Annotated in this window: 16 protein-coding genes and 1 pseudogene; 7 read left to right on the top strand and 10 right to left on the bottom strand. The window is 69.8% G+C overall.

The features are described from left to right. Positions 1–63 precede the first annotated feature (63 nt). Positions 64–3,093: an excinuclease ABC subunit UvrA gene (uvrA, locus tag FDO69_RS10485; RefSeq protein WP_104779496.1), complete on the bottom strand. Its 3,030-nt coding sequence runs from the start codon at positions 3,091–3,093 to the stop codon at positions 64–66. Between the two features lie 223 nt (positions 3,094–3,316). On the opposite strand from uvrA, the gene FDO69_RS10480 reads away from it, so the two are divergent. Both FDO69_RS10480 and FDO69_RS10475 read left to right on the top strand, forming a co-directional pair. Continuing rightward, positions 3,317–4,009 carry a maleylpyruvate isomerase family mycothiol-dependent enzyme gene (locus FDO69_RS10480; protein ID WP_104779495.1) on the top strand — a complete coding sequence of 231 codons (693 nt, stop codon included), beginning with the start codon at positions 3,317–3,319 and terminating at the stop codon, positions 4,007–4,009. Positions 4,010–4,019: 10 nt separating this feature from the next. Then, positions 4,020–4,673 carry an MBL fold metallo-hydrolase gene (locus FDO69_RS10475; protein ID WP_104779494.1) on the top strand — a complete coding sequence of 218 codons (654 nt, stop codon included), beginning with the start codon at positions 4,020–4,022 and terminating at the stop codon, positions 4,671–4,673. Positions 4,674–4,850: 177 nt separating this feature from the next. On the opposite strand, the gene FDO69_RS10470 is transcribed toward FDO69_RS10475, so the two are convergent. The 5 genes from FDO69_RS10470 to FDO69_RS10455 all read right to left on the bottom strand — a co-directional run bounded on the left by FDO69_RS10470 (position 4,851) and on the right by FDO69_RS10455 (position 7,923). Continuing rightward, a complete protein-coding gene (locus FDO69_RS10470; RefSeq protein ID WP_104779493.1) occupies positions 4,851–5,096 on the bottom strand; it encodes a hypothetical protein in 246 nt (81 codons plus the stop codon). Positions 5,097–5,291: 195 nt separating this feature from the next. Continuing rightward, the gene (locus tag FDO69_RS41865) at positions 5,292–5,756 is read right to left on the bottom strand and encodes an EamA family transporter (RefSeq protein WP_234387890.1); all 465 of its coding nucleotides are present in this window, start codon (positions 5,754–5,756) and stop codon (positions 5,292–5,294) included. Beyond that, entirely contained in the window at positions 5,753–5,995 is a 243-nt protein-coding gene (locus tag FDO69_RS41860; protein WP_234387889.1) for a hypothetical protein, read from the bottom strand. Before FDO69_RS41860 ends, FDO69_RS41865 begins: the two co-directional genes overlap by 4 nt. Before the next feature lie 385 nt (positions 5,996–6,380). Further along, positions 6,381–7,328 carry a CU044_5270 family protein gene (locus tag FDO69_RS10460; protein WP_234387888.1) on the bottom strand — a complete coding sequence of 316 codons (948 nt, stop codon included), beginning with the start codon at positions 7,326–7,328 and terminating at the stop codon, positions 6,381–6,383. Between the two features lies 1 nt (position 7,329). Then, on the bottom strand, positions 7,330–7,923 hold the full coding sequence (locus tag FDO69_RS10455; protein ID WP_104779491.1) for an RNA polymerase sigma factor: 594 nt from the start codon (positions 7,921–7,923) through the stop codon (positions 7,330–7,332). Positions 7,924–8,283: 360 nt separating this feature from the next. Here FDO69_RS10455 and FDO69_RS10450 point away from each other — a divergent pair. The 4 genes and pseudogenes from FDO69_RS10450 to FDO69_RS10435 all read left to right on the top strand — a co-directional run. Then, positions 8,284–8,487 (top strand): annotated as a pseudogene (locus FDO69_RS10450) (MBL fold metallo-hydrolase); the annotation flags it as partial. 381 nt (positions 8,488–8,868) lie between these two features. After that, complete coding sequence (locus FDO69_RS10445; RefSeq protein ID WP_104779490.1) at positions 8,869–9,744, top strand: ABC transporter substrate-binding protein; 876 nt, start codon at positions 8,869–8,871, stop codon at positions 9,742–9,744. Then, positions 9,741–10,637 carry an amino acid ABC transporter permease gene (locus tag FDO69_RS10440; protein ID WP_104779489.1) on the top strand — a complete coding sequence of 299 codons (897 nt, stop codon included), beginning with the start codon at positions 9,741–9,743 and terminating at the stop codon, positions 10,635–10,637. The genes FDO69_RS10445 and FDO69_RS10440 overlap by 4 nt, the downstream gene beginning before the upstream one ends. Beyond that, positions 10,634–11,386: an amino acid ABC transporter ATP-binding protein gene (locus tag FDO69_RS10435; protein ID WP_104779488.1), complete on the top strand. Its 753-nt coding sequence runs from the start codon at positions 10,634–10,636 to the stop codon at positions 11,384–11,386. The genes FDO69_RS10440 and FDO69_RS10435 overlap by 4 nt, the downstream gene beginning before the upstream one ends. Before the next feature lie 95 nt (positions 11,387–11,481). On the opposite strand, the gene aroQ is transcribed toward FDO69_RS10435, so the two are convergent. Next, positions 11,482–11,955: a type II 3-dehydroquinate dehydratase gene (aroQ, locus tag FDO69_RS10430; RefSeq protein WP_104779487.1), complete on the bottom strand. Its 474-nt coding sequence runs from the start codon at positions 11,953–11,955 to the stop codon at positions 11,482–11,484. Between the two features lie 403 nt (positions 11,956–12,358). Here aroQ and FDO69_RS10420 point away from each other — a divergent pair, with 403 nt between their 5' ends. After that, complete coding sequence (locus tag FDO69_RS10420) at positions 12,359–13,633, top strand: MFS transporter (protein WP_104779485.1); 1,275 nt, start codon at positions 12,359–12,361, stop codon at positions 13,631–13,633. Positions 13,634–13,842: 209 nt separating this feature from the next. Here the strand turns inward: FDO69_RS10420 and FDO69_RS10415 are convergent, their stop codons facing one another. From FDO69_RS10415 to FDO69_RS10405, 3 genes are all read right to left on the bottom strand, one after another. Beyond that, positions 13,843–14,943: a calcium:cation antiporter gene (locus FDO69_RS10415; RefSeq protein ID WP_104779484.1), complete on the bottom strand. Its 1,101-nt coding sequence runs from the start codon at positions 14,941–14,943 to the stop codon at positions 13,843–13,845. Positions 14,944–15,015: 72 nt separating this feature from the next. After that, positions 15,016–15,318: a hypothetical protein gene (locus tag FDO69_RS10410; protein ID WP_104779483.1), complete on the bottom strand. Its 303-nt coding sequence runs from the start codon at positions 15,316–15,318 to the stop codon at positions 15,016–15,018. Between the two features lie 128 nt (positions 15,319–15,446). Further along, the gene (locus tag FDO69_RS10405; RefSeq protein WP_104779482.1) at positions 15,447–16,448 is read right to left on the bottom strand and encodes a TerC family protein; all 1,002 of its coding nucleotides are present in this window, start codon (positions 16,446–16,448) and stop codon (positions 15,447–15,449) included. Positions 16,449–16,591 lie beyond the last annotated feature (143 nt).

Raw genomic sequence — 16,591 nt, 5'->3', positions numbered from 1 at the left:
CCTGTGGGGCCCGGCGCGTTTCGGCGTGTTCGGCGCGTCTTTCGGCGCGTTCGGCGGGATACCTCAGCCCTTGCTGGACCGGGTCGTCTTCTTCGCGGCGGCCTTGGTGGTCTTGGCCGCCGTCTTCTTGGCGGCGGCCGTGCCGGTGACCGTCTTGGTGGCGGTCTTGCGTGCCGAGGCGGTCTTGGCCGCGACCGTCTTGCGGGCCGCCGTCTTGCGCGGCGCCTTCACCGAGGACGCGTCGCTGACGCGGTCGGCGCCGAGGACCTCCCGCAGGAACTTGCCGGTGTGGCTGGCCGGGACCCCGGCCACCTGCTCGGGCGTGCCCTCGGCGACGACCAGACCGCCGCCGGCGCCGCCTTCGGGGCCCATGTCGACGATCCAGTCGGCGGTCTTGATCACGTCGAGGTTGTGCTCGATGACGATGACCGTGTTGCCCTTGTCGACCAGTCCGGACAGGACCGTGAGCAGCTTGCTGATGTCCTCGAAGTGCAGACCGGTGGTCGGCTCGTCCAGGACGTAGACCGTGCGGCCGGTGGAGCGCTTCTGCAGTTCGCTGGCGAGCTTGACGCGCTGCGCCTCACCGCCGGACAGGGTGGTCGCGGCCTGGCCGAGGCGGACGTAGCCGAGGCCGACGTCCTTCAGCGTGTTCAGGTGCCGGGCGATCGCCGGGACGGCCTCGAAGAAGGAGGTGGCCTCCTCGATCGGCATGTTCAGGACCTCGGCGATGGACTTGCCCTTGTAGTGGACCTCCAGGGTCTCCCGGTTGTACCGGGCGCCGTGGCAGACCTCGCACGGGACGTAGACGTCCGGCAGGAAGTTCATCTCGATCTTGATGGTGCCGTCGCCCGCGCAGTTCTCGCAGCGGCCGCCCTTGACGTTGAAGGAGAAGCGGCCGGGCAGGTAGCCGCGGACCTTCGCCTCGGTGGTCTCGGCGAACAGCTTGCGGATGTGGTCGAAGACGCCGGTGTACGTGGCCGGGTTGGAGCGGGGGGTGCGGCCGATGGGCGACTGGTCCACGTGCACGACCTTGTCGACGAGGTCGTCGCCGTCCACGCGCGTGTGCCGCCCGGGTACGCTCCGCGCGCCGTTCAGCTCGCGGGCCAGGTGCGTGTAGAGGATGTCGTTGACCAGCGTCGACTTGCCGGAGCCGGAGACGCCGGTGACGGCGGTGAACACGCCCAGGGGGAACGAGACGTCGATGTCCTGGAGGTTGTTCTCCCGGGCGCCGTGCACCGTGAGCTGCCGGGACGGGTCCAGGGGGCGGCGGATGTCGGGCAGCGGGATGGCCTTCTTGCCCGACAGGTACTGACCGGTCTGCGACTCGGTGTTGGCGAGCAGCTCCTTCAGGGAACCGCTGTGCACGACCTTGCCGCCGTGCTCACCGGCGCCGGGGCCGATGTCGACGATCCAGTCGGCCATTTTGATCGTGTCCTCGTCGTGCTCGACGACGATGAGCGTGTTGCCCATGTCGCGCAGCCGGACCAGGGTCTCGATCAGCCGGTGGTTGTCGCGCTGGTGCAGACCGATGGACGGCTCGTCGAGGACGTACAGGACACCGACGAGGCCGGAGCCGATCTGGGTGGCCAGGCGGATGCGCTGGGCCTCGCCGCCGGACAGGGTGCCGGCCGCGCGGTTCAGCGAGAGGTAGTCCAGGCCGACGTCGACCAGGAACCGCAGCCGCTCGTTGACCTCCTTCAGCACGCGCTCGGCGATCTTCTTGTCTCGGGCGGTGAGCTTCAGTTCGCCCAGGAAGTCCGCGCAGTCGCTGATCGACATCGCGGAGACCTCGGCGATGGACCTGTCCATGATCGTGACCGCGAGGACGATCGGCTTCAGGCGTGTGCCCTCACAGGTCGGGCAGGGCACCTCGCGCATGTAGCCCTCGAAGCGCTCGCGGCTGGAGTCGCTCTCCGCCTCGCTGTGCCGACGCTTGACGAAGGGGACGGCGCCCTCGAAGGCCGTCGTGTACCGGCGCTCGCGGCCGTAGCGGTTGCGGTAGCGGACCTCGACCTGGGTCTTGTGGCCGTGGAGGAGGGCCTTCTTGGCGCGCTGCGGCAGGCCCGCGAAGGGGATGTCCGTGCGGAAGCCCAGCGCGTCGGCGAGGGCGCCGATCAGGCGGCCGAAGTAGTCCTTGGTGTGGCCGTGCGACCAGGGGTGGATGGCGCCTTCGTCGAGGCTCTTGTCCGGGTCGGGGACGATCAGCTCGGGGTCGACCTCCATGCGCGTGCCGATGCCGGTGCAGTCCGGGCAGGCGCCGAAGGGCGAGTTGAAGGAGAAGGAGCGGGGCTCCAGCTCCTCGAAGGACAGGTCGTCGTACGGGCAGTACAGGTGCTCCGAGAACATGCGCTCGCGCTCGGGGTCGTCCTCGGGGAGGTCGACGAAGTCGAGCACGACCATGCCGCCGGACAGGCCGAGGGCGGTCTCCACGGAGTCGGTGAGGCGGCGCTTGGCGCCGTCCTTGACCGTGAGGCGGTCGACGACCACCTCGATGGTGTGCTTCTCCTGCTTCTTCAGCGTGGGCGGGCTCGACAGCTGGATCGTCTCGCCGTCCACCCGCGCGCGGGAGTAGCCCTTGGTCTGGAGGTCGGCGAAGAGGTCGACGAACTCGCCCTTGCGCTCGCGCACCAGCGGCGAGAGCACCTGGAAGCGGCTGCCCTCCGGGAGCTCCAGGACCCTGTCGACGATGGCCTGGGGCGACTGGCGCGAGATCGGACGGCGGCACTCGGGGCAGTGCGGCTTACCGATGCGCGCGAAGAGCAGACGCAGGTAGTCGTAGACCTCGGTGATGGTGCCGACCGTGGAGCGCGGGTTGCGCGAGGTCGACTTCTGGTCGATGGAGACCGCCGGGGACAGGCCCTCGATGAAGTCGACGTCCGGCTTGTCCATCTGGCCGAGGAACTGCCGGGCGTACGAGGAGAGGGACTCCACGTAGCGCCGCTGGCCCTCCGCGAAGATGGTGTCGAAGGCCAGCGAGGACTTGCCCGACCCCGACAGGCCCGTGAAGACGATGAGCGAGTCGCGCGGGAGGTCGAGCGAGACGTTCTTGAGGTTGTGCTCGCGCGCTCCACGAACGATGAGACGGTCGGCCACGCCGGTCCGCACCTTTCTTGAGAGAAGTGACAGGGGCGGGGCCCCCGTCTTTCCCAGACTAGGGGGAGCCACTGACAACGCCGGTCGGATTCACGGGTTGCCAACAAAACCCCGGCTCTCCAGCATGCCCGACGCCACGTCCGACCATATAGCACGTGCTTTCGATTTACGGCACTGCTTCACCACCTTCACCCGAAGGAGTGGCGCAGCTAGGGTCAGCACCATGATTGATCACGCTCATGACCTGGCGTCTGTACGTGACGCGACGGAGCGGCTGCTGACCGCAGTCGGCAAACTGGACAACGCCTCTGTGACGGAGCCGTCACGGCTGCCCGGCTGGAGCCGCGGCCATGTCCTGGCCCACCTCGCCCGGAACGCGGACGCCCTCGTGAACGTGCTCGAGGGGCGCCCCATGTACGTGTCCGGCGAGGCCCGGGACGCCGACATCGAGCGGGACGCCCCGCGCGCCCTCGATGGCCAGCTCGCCGACCTGCGCGAGAGCGCCGCCCGCTTCCAGGAGGCCGGGGACGCTCCGGCGGACTGGTCGCGCACGGTGGAGCTGCGCAACGGGGTCACGGACTCCGCTTCCCGGGTGCCGTTCCGGCGGTGGGTGGAGGTGGAGCTGCACCACGTGGACCTGGGGATCGGATATGAGCTGGAGGATCTCCCAGGGGACTTCACCGAGCGGGAGATCGACTTCCTGGCCGACCGGTTCACCGGGCACCCCGACGTCCCCGCCACCCGCGTCACGGACGGCACACGCGCGTGGAGCACCGGACGCAAGCCCGGCGGGCAGGGGCCCGACGTGACCGTCACGGGTCCCCCGGCCGACCTGCTGGGCTGGCTCGCGGGCCGCCGCGACGGATCCGCGCTGGCCTCGGCCGGCGGCCCGCTTCCGGCGCTGCCGCCGCTATAGGCTGGCCGACATGACGTACAGCGGAGAGGTGACGGTCGGCGGACCGGCCGATGTGCACGAGCTCAAGGACCTGATGATCACCAAGATCGCGGTGGGTCCGATGAACAACAACGCCTATCTGCTGCGCTGCCGGGCCACGGACGAGCAGTTGCTGATCGACGCCGCGAACGAGGCGGACACACTGCTCGGCATGATCGGTGGCGACGGCATCGCGTCCGTCGTCACCACCCACCGGCACGGCGACCACTGGCAGGCGCTCGCCGAGGTCGTGGCGGCCACCGGCGCCCGCACCTATGCGGGCCGGGAGGACGCCGACGGCATCCCCGTACGGACCGACGTGCCGGTCGACGACGGCGACACCGTCCGGGTGGGGCGCGTGGAACTGACCGCGCGCCACCTGGTCGGGCACACGCCCGGTTCGATCGCCCTCGTCTACGACGATCCGCACGGACACCCCCATGTGTTCACCGGGGACTGCCTGTTCCCCGGCGGTCCCGGCAGGACAACACGTCCGGAAGAGTTCAACTCCCTCATGGACGGCCTGGAGACCAAGGTCTTCGACATCCTGCCCGACGAGACGTGGGTCTACCCCGGCCACGGCAACGACACCACGATCGGCACGGAGCGGCCCCACCTCGCGGAGTGGCGCGCACGAGGCTGGTAACCGCCCCCGTTTCGAACCGAAGAGGGGGCGGTCGCGCGTTCAGGCCCGTCGGCGCTCGATGAGCGCCATGCTCCACGGACGGTTGCGTCCAGAGCTCCGGGTCTGCCGGCGGGCGCACAGATGGATGGCCCCCGCTTGGTCACCAAGACCGGGCGGGGGACCATCCGCATCTCCGGCTCACAGATCCGCAGTGTCCCGCACGTCAATCTCGCACTCCAGATCGGCAATAACATCGAGCTGGTTCTTCACCGCCTCACGGACATCGCCGGTCAGCGAAACCGATACGCCGGCGGGGACGTCAGGGGCCTCCGATCGGTTGACAGAGGCTACGATCGCATCCGGATCCACATCCTCCAGCGCGTGGAGAACGTCGTCGACACGGTCGTTCCGCACAGTCGTCGAGACGTAGGTACGGATAGTCATGGTTGTCTCCCTGGTGGTAGCCCCGCTCTTCCGGCCCGCCGCCCGCCGTCCTCGTCGGGCGGGTACGAACACGGGCGGAAGCCATGCCGCCAGCCTCACCCCGGCAGAGGCAGAGGCAGAGCGCATCCGCACCGGTTTGATGCGATCACGAGAAGCCGCTGGCCCATCGCCCGCCCTGTGCATGGCACTTCGACGTCAGTCCCCGGCCCGTATGGCCGGAGGCCACGTGCGCTGGCCGTGGTCAGCACTCGGCGCCCTTCGGGAAGCCGCTCGGCCGACCCGCTCGTCGGCGGCGCGGAACAGCACGGCGAGCGGCAGAAGAACCCTGCCGGTGAGAACGATCGCGTTGAGCCGCTCACCGAAGACCAGGCTGCCGACGACCGCCGCGGTGAGCGGTTCCACCAAGGCGACGACGGAGGCCGTGGTCGCCCGTACGACGCAGAGGCCGACGAAGAACAACGGGTACGCCAGCGCCGTCGGCACGGCCCCCAGGTAGAGGATCAGGCCCGCAGTCCATGCCGGACGCTCCATGTCGGGCAGGAGGCCTTCCAGCAGAGCCATCGGCAGAAGGCACACCGTGCCCACCGCGAAGCCGGTCACCGTGGACTCGAACGCGCCACCCGCGTTCTCTCGGCCGGCGAAGCGGCCCAGCAACGTCACGCCCGCGTAGCCGGCGGCGGAGAGCAGCGCGTATCCGATACCCAGGAGGGGGGCGGGGCCGCCGGTGCTCCCGTTCGCACCCCCATCAGCAGCACCAGACCGGCGACGCCGCTCGCCACCACGACGGTTCCGGCGGCGCCGCTGCGCTCGCCCAGTGTGAGCCGGGCTCCGATGGTGACCAGTACCGGACCCGAGCCCAGGGTCACCGCCGTGGCCACGGTCAGCCCGGCCTGCTGCACGGAGGAAGTGGGCCGTCGGGGACGCTTCCGTCTCATTCAGCACCAACCGAGACCTGGAGCGGATCCCAGCCCCGTGGCCCGCCACCCATGAACGCAGGGGAACGCCCCCCCATACACCCACCAACACAGCGGCCCGTCCACGGCGGGCCGCACGCGCTGGTGGCCATGGGCCGCCGCTCCATGACGGCGCGCTGGACAAAGACCAGAACAACGAGCAGGTGTCTGACTGCCGCCAGGGTTTCAGCCCGGTCAGCGAGCTCGCGATGGCGGAGCGGGCCGGGCCAGGCGGCCCCTCCGCCTCTGCGCAGCGGCTGTGCCGCTCGGCGCCGCCGGATCGGCCCGCCGCAAGGCTCACGGGCACTGGGCCACTGCCGCCCGGTCGGGTTCAGGGCTTCTCACCGTCACGGTCGACGAGGGACTGGGTCATCTTCATCTCGCAGAATGTGACCTCGCCCTTCTTGTACGAGCGCCCGGCCGACGAGCCGTCCTCATACTTCTCCTCGTAGTCGCGCACCGCGACCGACTGGGTTCCCTGGTACTGGAAGGTGTCGGGGTCGAGGAGGTACTCCCGGCGCTGAACGGCCTTGCTGCCCAGGTCCGGGTATATGGCGATGGCGTCATGCCCCATGGGGTCCTTCACCAGGTGCGGCACCACCTCGATCCCGGGGTCCGCGGCGAGGGCCCGGTACAGCTTGGCCATCCCCTGCGGATGCACGGGATAGGCCTCGTCGAGGGTCGCCAGGAGCGCGAAGGTCTCGACCTGCTCACGCGTCAAGCCGGTGTCCTTGCCCATGGGGAACATGTCCGCCGCCTGCTTCCGGATCTCGGCGGGATCGTCCGGCAGCGAGGCGAGCAGACGATACAGCCGCCGCTGCGAGGGCTCGGTGTCGCCGTCCTTGTCGTCCTCCCTCACGGGGCTGTCGTACTGGACCCACTCCTCGCTCACCTCGGGCTTGGCATCGGGCGCCGCGTCCGACGCTCCGGATCGGCACTGCGCGGTCTTCAGGTAGACCCACTGGCCGTCGCGCGGATGCAGATCCGGCTGCTGCGACACCACTTCCGCCGCCTGCCTCAGGAGTGCCGTCGCGGACGTCAGGTCGGGGCCGGCAGGCTGCACGCCGCGCTCGGGTCCACCGCCACCGACGAGCATGGCCACCATCACCGCGATGGTGATCACCGTCGCGGCACCTCCCGCAGCCGTCACGCGCCAATCCAGCCGCACCTTGCGGGCAGAGCCCTGCTGCGCTGCTCCCAGCAGCTTCTGGCGGCCGGGAACCAACCGCGCCCGGTCCGGCGTCGGCGCATCGGCGCGCCACTCGTGCAGCTTGGTCATGTCATCCATGGGTTACCGCCCCGTTGTGGTCGCTTACGAGGGTGGGGTCGGCGCCGAGCGCCTTCCGCATCTTGCGCCGCGCCCGGTTCAGCCGGGAGCGGACCGTGCCGACCGGCACCCCGAGGGCGTCGGCACACTCCTGGTAGGTGAGGTCCGCCCAGGCGACCAGCAGCAGCACATGCCGGTCCTTCCCGGGCAAGGCCGCGATCGCCCCGGCCAGCGCCTGCTGCGAGGCCTCGGCCGTCACCCGCTCGTCGGCCCGTTCCGACCAGGACTCGGCCACCGAGTCGACGCCGGTACGGGCCAGCGCCCGCAGCGCCCGCACCTCGGAGCGGCGGTGGCTGCCGATGAGGTTACCCGCGATGCCGTAGAGCCACGGCCGGGCACTGGCGCGCGCGACGTCGTAACGGGCGCGGTTGCGGAAGGCGATGAGGAAGGTCTGCGCCGTGATGTCGTCGGCGTGGCTGTCGCCCAGCCGGCGCATCACATACCGGTGGATCTCGGCGGCGTGTCTGTCGTAAAGCCTGGCGAATATCTCCGGCCGCTCCAGGGATTCCTGGATGACCAGCGCGTCGTCGGTGGGTGGCTCCCCCACGAGGCCCTCGCTTCTTCGTGCAATAGGAGTGGATTGCATTCCACCCCCTGTTGTCCGAAGCGGCCAGGAGGGTTCACGCACAGGTGTTGAAACCGCTCGCACGGAGATGCGGCAGCTCGTATGCCCGGACAGCCCAGGCTGTCGTCACCAGAATCCGTGACAGCGGCACTCCACTCCGGAGGCTTAAGACATGGTCATGCCCAGGAGCACTCACCCAGGCGCCAACACCAGGCCCTACCGGGAGAGTCGGGCACTCTGGACGGAGACACGACAGCTGTTCAGGTTCGATTCGGCAACCTTCCAGGGCGACGCCGAGTTCGGTTCCGTGACCTTCCAGGGCGCTGGTTCGACAGCGCGACCTTCTCCGGCGACATCGGGTTCCCCGGCGGTGTGGGCAACACCCACCAGGACCCCAAGGCGTTCGCCAGCCTCATTCACGACGTCGAGACCAAGATCTTCGACGCCCTCCCGGACGAGACGTGGGTCTACCCGGGACACGGCAACGACACGTCGCTGGGCGCGGAGCGTCCGCACCTGCCGGAGTGGCACGCGCGCGGGTGGTGAGGCACGCGCGTTGAGACCTGAGTGTTGCGCGGGCACCTTCGGAGTGAGTGGGGCGCTCGGCGTTCCGAGTCGGGCGCCCTCGCGTTGAGTGGTGCGCCGCGCACGCGCCCCGTGTGAATCGTTCGCACGCGCCGGTGTCGCACGCGCGCTCCCCCCGTACGTAGTTGCGCAGTCAACTGGTCTCAGCCCCGCACAGGATGACGGCTCCTGGGCGGATGGGCCGCCGGCCTGTCGATCCCCGCCCTCGGCCGGCGGCCCCGGCGCATGCCGACACGACGGCGAGCGGTGCCCGTTCACACCACCGCAACACCCGTTCCCACTATCCGGACATGTGTTGCCGTGACCTCGACAAACGAGGCCCTCGACTGCCAATCTCCCGCCATGCAACCCGCCCCGCGTGCTCTGCGCCGCGCAGCCGTCGCCGTCGTCCTCCTCACCGCCGCCGCCGTGGGCTGCGCTCCGCAGCCGGAGGAAGCGGGCAAGCCGTCGTCGTCCGCCGGAGACGCGTGCGAGAAGGGAAAGTTGGCCACTCGAACCTCGGGCAAGCTGACGATCGCCACCGACGAGCCCGCCTACGAGCCCTGGTTCAAGGACGACAAGCCCGCCAACGGCAAGGGCTACGAGTCGGCGGTCGCCTACGCCGCCGCCCAACGGCTCGGCTACGGCAAGGACAAGGTCGCCTGGCAGACCGTCCCCTTCAACAAGGCCTTCGCGCCCGGCGAGAAGACCTTCGACTTCGACATCAACCAGGTGTCCATCAGCCAGGAGCGCAAGAAGGCCGTGGACTTCTCCACCGGCTACTACGACGTACGCCAGGCCGTCGTCGCGCTGAAGGGCTCCAAGGCCGCGAAGGCGAAGAGCATCGCGGACCTGAGGGGCGTGAAGCTCGGCGCGCAGGTCGGCACCACCAGCCTCGACTACATCGACGACGTGGTGAAGCCCGAGCAGGCCGCGGCCGTCTACGGCAAGAACGACCAGGCCAAGTCCGCCCTGAAGAACGGCCAGGTCGACGCCATCGTCGTCGACCTGCCGACCGCCTTCTACATCACCGGCGCCGAGATCACCGACGCGACGATCGTCGGCCAGTTCGAGAACCAGGGCGGCACCACGGAGCAGTTCGGTCTCGTGCTCGACAAGGGCAGCGCACTCACCTCCTGTGTCTCACGGGCGGTGGACGCCCTGCGCGAGGACGGCACGCTCGCGAAGATCGAGCAGCAGTGGCTGTCGGACGCCGTCGACGCGCCGGTGCTCAAGTGACCGTGCACAAGGAGGAACTGGGCTCCGGCGAGCACGATGCGGCAGACGGCTACGTCCCGTCGCAGCGGCGCCTGGACCGGGAACGCCACAAGCGCGTTCGCGCCCGGCGCGCGACGGCGATCGGCGCGCTCTCGACCCTCGTCACCGCGGTCGTCCTCTACCTGGTCGTCGTGGGCGCACCGGGCTGGCCGCGTACCAAAGAGACCTTTTTCGACCCGGGATACGCGCGCGAGGCGTTCCCGAAGGTTCTCGAAGGGCTGTGGCTGAACGTCCGGCTGCTGCTGGTCTGCGGGGTCGCGGTGCTCGTCCTCGGCATGCTGATCGCCGTGGCCCGCACGCTGCGCGGGCCGGTGTTCTTCCCACTGCGCTTCCTGGCCGCCGCGTACACGGACTTCTTCCGGGGGCTGCCGCTCATCATCAACCTGATGATCGTGGTGCTGGGCGTCCCCGCGCTGCGGCTCCAGGGGGTGACCGTCGATCCGGTGCTGCTCGGCGGCACCGCGCTCACCCTGACGTACTCGGCGTACGTCGCCGAGGTGTTCCGCGCCGGCATCGAGTCCGTGCACCCCTCGCAGCGCGCCGCGGCCCGCTCGCTGGGGCTGAGCAACCGCCAGGCGCTGCGGTACGTGGTGCTGCCTCAGGCGGTGCGCCGTCAGGTGCCGCCGCTGCTGAACGACCTGGTGTCGCTGCAGAAGGACACCGGGCTGGTCTCGATCGGCGGTGCGGTGGACGCCGTACGGGCCGCCGACATCATCGTGGGCCGCAGTCTCAACTACACGCCGTACATCGTCGCCGGGCTGGTCTTCGTCGCACTGACCATTCCCATGACCCGCTTCACGGACTGGGTGACGGCACGGATGGACCGCCGGCAGGCCCAGGGAGGAACCGCATGAGCGAGGCGCCCGTGCTGCGCATGGAGTCCGTCCGCAAGACCTTCGGCGGCTCGGTCGTCCTGCGGGACGTCGACCTGGAGGTCGCCCCGCACACGGTGACCGCGTTGATCGGCGCCTCCGGCTCCGGCAAGTCCACCCTGCTGCGGTGCGCGAACCTGCTGGAGGAGATCGACGACGGGGCGATATGGCTCGACGACGAGGAGATCACCGACCCGCGCGTCGACCAGGACGCCGTGCGCCGCCGGATCGGCGTGGTCTTCCAGGCGTACAACCTGTTCCCGCACATGACGGTCCTGGACAACATCACGCTCGCCCCGCGCCGCGTGCACGGTGTGCCCCGGGCCGAGGCCGAGGCACGCGCGCGTGAGCTGCTGGAGCGGCTGGGGCTCGGTGAGAAGGCCGGCGAGTACCCGGACCGGCTGAGCGGCGGCCAGCAGCAGCGCGTCGCGATCGTCCGCGCCCTGGCCGTACGGCCCCGGCTGCTGCTGCTCGACGAGATCACCGCCGCCCTCGACCCCGAGCTGGTGGGCGAGGTCCTCACCGTGGTCCGGGGGCTGAAGGACGAGGGCATGACCATGGTCCTGGCCACGCACGAGATGGGCTTCGCCCGGGAGGTCGCCGACCAGGTGTGCTTCCTGGAGGGCGGCGTGGTGCTGGAGCGCGGCACCGCCGAGCAGGTCTTCGGGGATCCGCGGCAGGAGCGCACCCGGCGCTTCCTGCGGCGGATCGTGGAGGCGGGGCGACTGTAGGAACGGGGAGGTAAGGGGCGCCCGCCATGGTCGGCGGGGCTCACCGGCGACGGGGCACACGTCCGCCCTGGTCGGCGGGGCTTACCGGCGACGGCTCACGCGTCCGCCTTGCCCGCCCCGGCCAGTGCCGCGACGCGCTCCACGCCGAACACGTACCCCTGCACGCCGCAGCCCGCGATGACCCCGTCGGCGCGCAGCGAGACGTAGGAGTGGTGCCGGAACGACTCGCGCTGGTGGATGTTGGAGATGTGGACCTCCAGCACCGGCAGGCCGTCACAGGTGTTGAGGGCGTCCAGGATGGCGACCGAGGTGTGCGAGTAGGCACCCGGGTTGATCACGATCCCGCAGTGGTTCAGCCGCGCCTCGTGAATCCAGTCGACCAGTTCGCCCTCGTGGTTGGACTGGCGGAAGTCGACGGTACCGCCGTGCGCGGCCGCGGCCTTGGCACACATGGCCTCGACGTCGGCGAGGGTGTCGGAGCCGTAGATCTCCGGCTGGCGCTGGCCGAGCAGGTTCAGATTCGGGCCGTTGAGGATCATGATCGGGGCGTGGGCCAGGGTGCGGGGCACGGTTCCTCCGGTCCGTCGAGGGTCGCGCGGCCCGTGGTGGACCGCTGCTCACAGCCGGTTTATCACGGCGCGCGCACCGGTCTCTCCCCCCTGAGCACGCCGATCGCGTGGCCGTGTGCGCCTGCCGCTCTCGCTCCGCTGAGATCACCGTGCTGCCGTGTCCGGACCGGGAGTTGATCCGGGCCGGCCCGAAGCCGTTCTTCGGGGTGAGCGACACCACGAATCTGCGCGCGGCCCTGTCACCCGGGACCATAGGGAGATCCTCATCCCGTGGACGGACCTGCTCGGCGCATCACGGTCACGTGCTGAGGCCCCCCGGGCCCTCCACGCGCCCCCGTAACCGGCGATCACGGTGGGTAGTTGACGCGGCATGCACGACGTACGCACCGTAAGGGCACCTTCCATGCCGCGCCTCGCGGCCGCCTCGCTCGCCGGCACGGCCATCGAGTTCTACGACTTCTTCGTCTACGGCACTGCGGCGGCCCTGATCCTGGGGCCGTTGTTCTTCCCGACCTTCTCTCCGATGGCCGGGACACTGGCCGCCTTCGCCACCTTCGGTGTCGGCTTCGTGGCCCGGCCGCTCGGATCGATCCTGTTCGGGCACATCGGGGACCGGCGCGGGCGGCGGCCGGTCCTCGTCGCCTCCCTGCTGCTGACCGGGGCCTCCACGGTCGCCGTCGGATGCGTGCCGACGTACGAATCGATCGGCGTGGCCGCTCCCCTGCTGCTCCTGGTGCTGCGCTTCCTTCAGGGGCTGGGGCTCGGCGGGGAGTGGGGCGGAGCGGTGCTGCTGGCCGTGGAGCATGCGCCGGCCCGACGGCGGGTGCTGTGGTCGAGCTTCCCGCAGGTCGGGCCCGCGCTGGGGTTCCTGCTCGCCAACGGTGTGGTGCTGGGTCTGTCCTCGACGCTGACCGAGGCGCAGTTCGCCGCCTGGGGGTGGCGGGTGCCGTTCTGGGCCGCGGGGGTGCTGGCCGTCGCGGGGCTGTGGCTGCGATCGTCCCTCACCGAGAGCCCGAGCTTCCTCGAGATCGAGGACCACGCGCGCGTGCCGCTCGCCGAGGTCGTCCGCAACCACTGGCGGCTCCTCCTGCTGACCGGCGGCGGCCTCGCGATCGGCTACGCGATCTTCTACGCCGTGACGACCTGGTCCCTCTCCTACGGCACGGAGCGGCTCGGGGTGAGCCGCAGCGTCATGCTGACCTGCATCATGGGCGCGGTGCTCGTGAAGGGTGCTCTCACGCCGCTGGTGGCGCTGCTCGGTGACCGCTACGGCAGGCGCCCGCTGTGCCTGGCCGGGTGTGCGGCCGCAGCCCTGTGGATGTTCCCGATGGTCGCGCTCCTCGCCACCGGGGCGCCGCTGCCGATGTTCCTCGGCTTCCTCGGGGCGATGCTCGCGTTCATCACGATGTTCGCCGTGATCGCCGCCTATCTGCCGGAACTGTACGAGCCGCGGGTGCGCTGCACCGGCGCCGCCGTCGGCTACAACCTCGGCGGGGTCCTCGGAGGAGCGCTCACACCGATCGTGGCGACGACGCTCGCCGAGCACGGCGGGCGGGTGCCGTGGGGTGTGGCCGCGTATCTGACGGTGATCGCGCTGTTCAGCCTGGGGTGCTTCGCGTTGTTGCCGGAGACGCGCCCAGTGCGTGTGGGCAGGGCCGCGGAGGCCGCTGCGGGGTGAATCGGTAGTGCCGTTGTCCCGCACGGCCGCGGACGGCGCTGCCGGATGCCGCGTTGGCGCCGTTGTCCCGCACGGCCGCGGACGGCGCTGCCGGATGCCGCGTTGGTGCCGTTGTCCCGCACGGCCGCGGACGGTGCTGCCGGATGCCGCGTTGGTGCCGTCGCCGTACCCGCTCAGACACACACGCGTGCCTGAGCGGGTGCGCGTACTCACGGGTTGATCGCCAGCTCCAGGTAGGCCGCGAACAGCACCAGATGGACTCCGCCCTGGAGCGGCGTGGCCCGGCCCGGCACCACTGTCAGCGAGGCCACCACCACGGTCAGGGCGAGCAGCACCATGTGCGTGGCGCCGAGGCCGAGGACGAGCGGGCCGGAGAGCCACAACGACGCGAGTGCCACGGCGGGGATGGTCAGGCCGATGCTGGCCATGGCCGAGCCGAGGGCGAGGTTCAGGCTGGTCTGCACGCGATCGCGGCGGGCGGAACGCAGCGCGGCGATGGTCTCCGGGAGCAGCACCAGCAGGGCGATGATCACGCCGACGACGGCATGGTGGAGCCCGGCGGCCTCCACCCCCGACTCGATGGTGGGCGAGACGCCCTTGGCCAGGCCGACCACGCCCACCAGGGCCAGGCCGAGCAGGGCCAGGCTGATCCGGGCGGTGAGGGTGGTCGGCGCCTCGGCGTGCTCCTCGGTGGTGATGACCTCGCCGTGCCGGGTGATCGGCAGGAAGTAGTCCCGGTGCCGCACGGTCTGCGTGGTGACGAACAGGCCGTACAGGACGAGCGAGGACAGCGCCGCGAAGGTCAGCTGGACGGTGGAGAACTCCGGTCCCGGCTTGCTCGTGGTGAACGTGGGCAGAACCAGGCTGAGCGTGGCCAGGGTCGCGACGGTGGCGAGTGCGGCGCCGGTGCCTTCCGGGTTGAAGACGGCCGTGCCGTGCCGCAGTGAGGCGACGAGCAGGCACAGGCCGACGATGCCGTTGCAGGTGATCATCACGGCCGCGAAGACCGTGTCCCGGGCCAGGGTCGAGCTCTTGTCCCCGCCGTCGGCCATGAGGGTGACGATGAGGGCGACCTCGATGATCGTGACGGCGACGGCGAGCACGAGGGAGCCGAACGGTTCACCGACTCGATGAGCCACCACTTCGGCGTGGTGCACAGCGGCCAGGACGGCTCCCGCGAGGACCAGGGTCACCAGGGCGACGACCGCGACCGGCAGATCCCGCCCCCAGGTCAGGACCAGCAGCACGACCGCCAGCAGGGGCACCAGGGTCGTCCACCGTGCCGCGAGCCGCCTGAGCCGAGCGATCATGACGCGATCGTCGCAGACGGGCAGGGGCCCCGCACTCCGGTCGTGCCGGGCCCCAGGGAGCACCCTGAGGAGCTACCTGAGGTCACGCGCGTCCAGGAGGTCGCAGTTGGTGAACACCCGCTCGCCCGTGCTGAGCGCGTCCAGCCGCCCCGCCATCGCGCTTGTTTCGGGGTCGTCATTGTTGAGCATGGCCTCCTCGTACGACTCGAACTCGATCAGCGCCAGATAACGGCTGGGCTTGTCCCGGTCCTTCAGCAGCATGCTGTGGGTCGGGCCGTTCGTGCGGTCGGCGTTGCGCCGGCCCGCCTCTTCGAGCACCTGCTGCATCTCTTCCAGACGCTCGGTCTCGAACTCGATGATCTGCACGAATTTCATGGCACTCCAGCCGGCCACGGCGCCCCCGGGCCGGGGAACGCGCTCAGGAAACAAGCAAGCACCGGGACCGGCGGTCGGCAATTCGCCGAGACCGGTCCCGGTGATGGTTGTTCCTCCGCCCGACGAGGTCAGACGTCGATGCTGTCCTTCGGAGCGCTTCCGCTGCCGCCCTGCGCCGCCTCGGCCGCCGCCTGCTTCTTGGACGCTCGCAGGCTGGTGATCGTGGTGACGATCAGGACGGCGCAGATCACGCCGAGCGAGACCGGAATGCTGATCTCGGGGACATGCACCCCGGACTCGTGCAGGGCGTGCAGCACCAGCTTCACCCCGATGAAGCCCAGGATGATCGACAGGCCGTAGCTGAGGTGGACCAACTTCTTCAGCAGGCCACCGATGAGGAAGTACAGCTGGCGCAGACCCATCAGGGCGAACGCGTTGGCCGTGAAGACGATGTACGGGTCCTGCGTCAGGCCGAAGATCGCGGGGATGGAGTCGAGGGCGAAGAGCACATCGGTGGTGCCGATGGCCAGCATCACGACCAGCATCGGGGTCATGACCCGCTTGCCGTTCTCCTCGATCCACAGCTTGGTGCCGTGGTAGCGGTCGGCCACACCGAAGCGGCGCTCGGCGGCCTTGAGGAGCTTGTTCTCCTCGAACTCCTCCTCTTCCTCGTCGGCCCGGGCCTCCTGGATGAGCTTCCAGGCGGTGTAGATGAGGAACGCGCCGAAGATGTAGAACACCCACGCGAAGCTGGCGAGGATCGCCGCACCGGCCGCGATGAAGATCGCTCGCAGGACCAGGGCGATGAGAACACCGATCAGCAGCACTCGCTGCTGGTACTGCGACGGCACCGCGAACTTCGCCATGATCAGGACGAAGACGAAGAGGTTGTCGACGCTGAGCGACTTCTCGGTGATGAAGCCGGCGAAGAACTCACCGGCGGGCTGACCACCCGCGAACAGGAGCAGGCCGACCCCGAAGAGCGCGGCCAGCACGATCCAGACGACCGTCCAGATTCCGGCTTCCTTGATCGAAACGTCGTGCGGCTTGCGGCCGATGAAGAAGTCGACCGCGATGAGGGCGGCGAGGCCCACGATCGTCAGGACCCATAGGGTCACGGAAACATCCACTGCGCCTCCGGCAGTCGTAACGGCAAATGTCAGCGTCGTCGCTGCCGGAGGTCTCTTCCACCCAAGATGGGCCGACGCCCCGGGATCTGGCCTGATCCGTATTGACGGGTACGCCGCAGCAGACAGGGAGTACTCCCCTCCGT

This window comes from Streptomyces tibetensis (assembly GCF_007655005.1).
GTDB classification, from domain to species: domain Bacteria; phylum Actinomycetota; class Actinomycetes; order Streptomycetales; family Streptomycetaceae; genus Streptomyces; species Streptomyces tibetensis.
The sequence above is the reverse complement of the archived record's forward strand: the minus strand, read 5'-3'. Positions and strand labels throughout refer to the sequence as shown.